Raw genomic sequence first — 5,863 nt, 5'->3', positions numbered from 1 at the left:
TGAAACTGTACAAGAAGTTATAAAAAAAACAGGAGCAATGAAAGATAGTAATTGTGCTGTAAATAATCCAAAAGGTACTTGTTGTTATTCTGATATTGTTTATGTATTTAATAAGTACAAATAGATTAAAAAAATGATATTTAAATTTAAGAATAGCGTAAAAAATAGAACCTTGTAATTTAAGGTTCTATTTTTATTTATCTATAAAACTACAAATAATACTTTTTAAATATACCTTATGTTTAATATTACATTTTAACATAGGATATATTTTATTATATTTATATTTTTTAGTATTTTTTCTACTTGATAATTATTTAATATTCCTTTTAAATTAATCTGTTGTACTAGTTATTTTACTACACCTATTAATATTTATATATAAACTTTTCTAACTATTAAAATATGCTTTGTTATTTTGAGCAAATCAAATTAACTAACATAGTTAGTTTATATAAAATTTATTTAAATTTATTCATTAACATTTGTATATTATTTTGATGTGCTGTATCTAATTTATTAGAACTATGAGTTTTAGAATTTAAAAAGTGTATATCTACATGTCCATCTGCACCATTATTCTTTACAGAATCATAATTTATTCCATCTCCATAATTATCACTTCTATTTTTGCTTGTATATTCTCTTGCTGGTTCACTATCTAATCCTGCATGAGGCATACCAGTCATTGAAGCTCCATATACTTTTCCATTAACATGAACTAATACAGGTCTTCTAGTCCAACTAAATCCACCCCATATACTCTTCATTGTAGCTGTATCTGCTGCAGTAAGAGGCTCTACATCAGCATGATTTGTTCCACCAGTTCTTATTAATTTAAATTTCTTTCCAGTATTATAATCTTCAACAGTAAAAGCATTGTTTAAATTTGATGCATAATCATCTCTTACTAATATGTTTTTTCCTTCTTTAAACCAATCTGGGAATAACACTTCTCCCTGTGTTTCAGGTTTAGTATTTTCTATTGGATTTGTAGTTGATAAATATTGACTACTCATATATCCAGTTTTTCCATTATACATTATTTTAGACCAATTACCACTACTACTTATATACTCTACTTTGTTTCCTTTGTTTAATTTCATAATAGATGTATATGAAGTTGATGGTCCTGTTCTAACATTAACTGAATTACCTGTTACATATTTTGTTATATATGTATTATCATCAGTATTTGCTTTATCTGATACATATTTACTAAATACATATCCTACTGTTCCATTATAATTAACTTTTACCCAATCATTTTCTTTTGATATAAACTCAACTTTTGTTCCTTTGTTAAAGCTTCTTATAACAGAATAATTTGTTCCAGGCCCTTTTCTAAAGTTTACTGAATTGCCTGTTATTATTCTTATATCAGTAGATGTAGAAGTTGTTGAAACTGACTTTATATAAGTGTTGCTAATATATCCCTCTTTTTCATTGTATCTAACTTTAGACCAATTACCGCTACTACTTATATACTCTACTTTATCTCCTTTATTTAATTTCATTATAGATTTATATGAAGTTGATGGTCCTGTTCTAACGTTAACTGAGTTACCTGTTACTTCCATATAAGTAATTGTTCTAACTATATTATTCGATGTTGTTTTTGTTTCTAATGCATCTACATTATATCCGCTACCCATTATGTGCATCGAGGCTAACGTTATTGCCAATATGTTTCTTTTTAGATGTTTCATTTATACTGTCTCCTTATCCATAGTTGTCCTTTTAAATATATTATTATAAATATATTAGTATTTCTACATTTATCGACAGATTGGCATTAATTTCATTTATTGGTATGGTTTATTATGGTAAATTTTTTATATAATATAAAAATAAGGCACTAAACAATTAAGTCTAGTGCCTTATTTAATAAATTTCCCGTTACGTTAGAAGAATTTGGAGGGAAATCTATTAACTGTATATTATAATATTTTTTATATTTTGTCTATATATTTTATTACACTTTTTGCATATTCTTTTTTATTTATATATATTTCTTCTTTTTGTAACATTATATTAAAATAAAAAATTCGCTTCGCTTGAGCGACGTGTCGGCGAAACACTTCATGTCGCCAACGACTTCGTCCGTTGCTCAAAATCTTTTTTACGCTCAAAACCAGTTTATTGATATTACTTACATTCAGAAGTTATCCACATTTTTTAAGTATTATAATATTCTTAAGCGTAAAAAAGAACTCTACAAAAGAGTTCTATTAAGTAAATTTATATTTATTTTTTTATAGGAGTTTCAAAAGATGGTGGGTTAATATCTATTTTAGTATCATGGTCATGAGGTCCTGGACTTGATAAATCAAAGTATAACTTAGAATCTTCTGTAATACCAAAATCTTTATTTGAACCTGTGTTTTTAACTTTATTTAATGCATCTCTAAATAAAGCATTATGAGCTTCTTCTCTATTAAGTAAAAAATCTATAGTCTCACGAACGTATTTATCTTCAATTTGTCTATATAAGTATTCATAAACAACCTTAGCTCTTTGTTCTGATGCTATATTAGATAGTAAATCAGCAACTAAATCCCCTGTAACAGTTACATAATCTGCTGTCCATGGTGCACCAGATGAGTTTATTAAAACAGGAGATAAACCACATTGAACATGAGTTTGTATTTCACCATTATCTACCTCTTTATTATTTAGATCATGTCCATTTAATAAGTTTATTGTTTGTGCTACCATTTCCATATGACTAAGTTCTTCTGCTGCTATATCTAAAAATAAATCTTTTATTTCAGGGTCCTTTATTCTAAAACTTTGAGATAAATATTGCATAGCTGCTTTTAACTCTCCATTACCCCCTCCTAGTTGCTCTTGCATTAAAACTGCATATTGAGGATTTGGTCTTTCTACTTTTACTTCTCTTAGTAAGGCCTTATCGTGTTTAAACATAAATTCTTATACCTCCGCTTATTTTAATTTAGTTTTATGTTTCCCCGAATAAAGCCTATTATTCAAATTAAAATTTCCTAATAATAATATTTAATTACTAATCTATTTATTTTCAACAGCTACCTTTGCCATTGATATAGCTCCTTCTTTAGTCTTATTCCCACAAATAAATAAAGCTGGATGACAGAATGTACAATTCTCTATCCCTGTAAGCTTAGATAAATCATCATTATTTAATCCACCCCATGTTTTTGGTAAATCTTTTCTAGCAGCAAAGCTATTAGCTTCCTTTGGCACAGTTTGTGTACACCATGACCCTGTTACATCTTGATATACTACATATAATACATCTTCATTTCTATCAAGTTCAAGTACAGTATCTTTCCATGGAACTGATTTTTCTAATACTAAAATATGAGATTGTTTTACATTTTGTTTTTTAAGTTCATTCTTAATCATTCTATAGTTTTCATAACTATCTACGAATTTCTTTGTTGTTTTATATAGTATTTTTTTTGCAAACTCTACTGCCTCAAAAAATCCTTTTTCTATTTCATCTTCTCCAGCACCAGTAGGTATAAAAGTATAGATAATATCACAAAGTGTCATAATTGGAACTTGACTAGTCATAACATCTACACCATTATCTTGTGCATCTATTTGTTGAATAAGTATAGTGTCTACTTTCTCTGCTACCTCTTGTTGCTCTTTTAAATTAGATAGTTCTGGGAATTTTGCATTTATATATGATATACCAAAATCTCTCCATAATAACCCAAATCCACAGTAAGGTATTCCATTTTCTCTTCTTATTTTATCAACGTGATGGTGATCATACTTCCCATTCCCTACATCTGATACGATATCGCAAGTTTTTAGTAATTCTTCATCTCTTGTTCTTATTATTTCTAAATCATTATATATAGACTGCATAAGTGCTACACCGAATACATCATCTGCATGAAAAATTCCATTATGTACTGCCATCCTTTTCATTTTCTTTACCTCTTTTCTCAAGTTTTTGTAATGCTTAATTTATATAATTAAACTCCATTTAGTTTTTCTGTTTTATATATAATATATTTTATATTACCAAAATTTTTAATTTAATATAGTCATTTAATGATAAAAAATATCCCTATTACTTTTTACCGTTACCATAAAACTTAAATCCTAAACTTTTTTCTAATTAGAGGTAATTTTTCTTTAATTTTGCCTATTTAGACAACCTCTAAGGTTTTTTCGTCTCTTTGGTAACACTAGCTATTTTCGTTGAAATTTACACATTTCACCCGTTACCAAAGGCGTTACCAGAGGTGTTACCATAAATTTTTCGGTAACACCTTTTTTAAATAAGCGTTACCAAAGTACTTTTTTTGGTAACGTCTTTGGTAACGCTAAAATAGGTCTTTGGTAACGCTAAATTTTTCTTAAAAAGCTATTTGAGAGCCATCGTATTTTCCAAATTAATTCAAGTTATTTTCTGATATATTATTTATAATTTTATCACTTTTATGTTTTCTAAATATATATATATCTATAGAAAGGATTACTTATATTATGCAAAAAGTAGATATAAAAGCCATAGTTAAAAATTTGAATAAAATTAAATAAACAGGCTATAATAATAACTGTAAAGGACAGGTTAAAATTAAATATATGGGAATATAGCTCAGTAGGTAGAGCAATTGACTGTTAATCAATGGGTCACAGGTTCGAGCCCTGTTATTCCCGCCAATTAAAAAACTCTTAGTCTAAACTAAGAGTTTTTTAATCCTCAAATATAAATTCTGTAGAGTATTCTATTTTTAAAGAAAAAACCTCTCTGCATCACGCAGAAAGATTTTTATACTAATCCTCTATATCTATTACCCTAAACTCCTTACGTTGCATTAAATCATAAAGTATTGGTATAACCACAAGCGTCAATATAGTCGAATATGCAAGTCCACCTATAGAAACTATAGCCAACCCTTGTGTCATTTCTGCACCCATTCCTGTACTTAATGCCATTGTAGACATAGCAAGTATTGTTGTTAAAGCAGTCATAAGTATAGGTCTTATACGACTTCTTCCAGTTTCTATTATAGCCTCTTTTTTACTCATACCTGTAGCTCTTAATTGATTAACATAATCTACAAACACTATACCATTGTTTACAACAACTCCAGATAAAACTAAGAAACCTAGCATAGAAACTACACTTAAATCATTCCCTGTAATTAATAATGCTAATAGTCCTCCAGTAAATGCAAGCGGTATAGTAAACATTACTATAAATGGAGATAATAATGATTGGAACTGAGCAACCATTACTAAGTAAACAAATACTACTGCTAAAGTAATCATTAATACTAAATCACCCATAGCATCTGAAATAGTTTCCATTTCTCCACCTATTTCAATAGAGTATCCATCTTTTACTTTATAATTATCTAATTTTGCTTTTACATCTTTACCTACTAAACCAACATTATAATCACTATCAATAGTTGCAGTAACTGTCATATATCTAGATTGATTTTCACGAGATATAGAAGATAAACTTTCATCATCACTTATACTCACAATACTAGAAATTTTCACATCAACTTTTTCATTATCTTTAGTTCCTGTTATAGTTAAATTCTTTAATTCATTCTTTGTTAATGAATCACCATTTGAAACTATTACAGGATAATCATTTCTACCAATAGTTAATATAGTAGATGATGTATCAGTTTTTATTTCATTTGCTATAGTTTGATATATTTGAGCTGTTGTTAAACCATACTCCATAGCCTTATTTTTATCAACTATTATTCTTGTCTCTGGGCTTGGATTTTCAAGTCCTGTTGTAATTTCTTTTATACCTTTAATTGGTTTAATTTCCTTTGATATATCTATGGCAATAGATTTTAATTCATCTAAATCTTCACCTTTAATAATAACTTGT

The 5,863-nt window shown here is 27.8% G+C and carries 5 protein-coding genes and 1 tRNA gene; 1 reads left to right on the top strand and 5 read right to left on the bottom strand.

The features are described 5' to 3' along the window. Window positions 1–461 precede the first annotated feature (461 nt). The 4 genes from Q5F54_RS09745 to Q5F54_RS09730 all read right to left on the bottom strand — a co-directional run bounded on the left by Q5F54_RS09745 (window position 462) and on the right by Q5F54_RS09730 (window position 3,924). Window positions 462–1,709: an SH3 domain-containing protein gene (locus tag Q5F54_RS09745; protein ID WP_302334332.1), complete on the bottom strand. Its 1,248-nt coding sequence runs from the start codon at window positions 1,707–1,709 to the stop codon at window positions 462–464. 243 nt (window positions 1,710–1,952) lie between these two features. Then, window positions 1,953–2,114: a hypothetical protein gene (locus tag Q5F54_RS09740; RefSeq protein ID WP_302334331.1), complete on the bottom strand. Its 162-nt coding sequence runs from the start codon at window positions 2,112–2,114 to the stop codon at window positions 1,953–1,955. Between the two features lie 133 nt (window positions 2,115–2,247). Further along, window positions 2,248–2,928, bottom strand: coding sequence for a manganese catalase family protein (locus tag Q5F54_RS09735; protein ID WP_302334330.1), 681 nt, complete (start codon window positions 2,926–2,928; stop codon window positions 2,248–2,250). Window positions 2,929–3,030: 102 nt separating this feature from the next. Further along, window positions 3,031–3,924 carry an MYG1 family protein gene (locus Q5F54_RS09730; RefSeq protein ID WP_302334329.1) on the bottom strand — a complete coding sequence of 298 codons (894 nt, stop codon included), beginning with the start codon at window positions 3,922–3,924 and terminating at the stop codon, window positions 3,031–3,033. Between the two features lie 665 nt (window positions 3,925–4,589). Here Q5F54_RS09730 and Q5F54_RS09725 point away from each other — a divergent pair. Next, window positions 4,590–4,665 (top strand) — tRNA-Asn (locus tag Q5F54_RS09725). Between the two features lie 114 nt (window positions 4,666–4,779). Here the strand turns inward: Q5F54_RS09725 and Q5F54_RS09720 are convergent. Further along, window positions 4,780–5,863 (bottom strand): efflux RND transporter permease subunit (locus Q5F54_RS09720; protein ID WP_302334328.1); only part of this gene is annotated, 1,084 nt, incomplete at its 5' end.

This window comes from uncultured Romboutsia sp. (assembly GCF_958366745.1).
In the GTDB taxonomy this organism is placed as follows: Bacteria; Bacillota; Clostridia; order Peptostreptococcales; family Peptostreptococcaceae; genus Romboutsia; species Romboutsia timonensis.
Note: the sequence above shows the minus strand (reverse complement) of the source record. Positions and strands in the feature narration are given on the sequence as shown.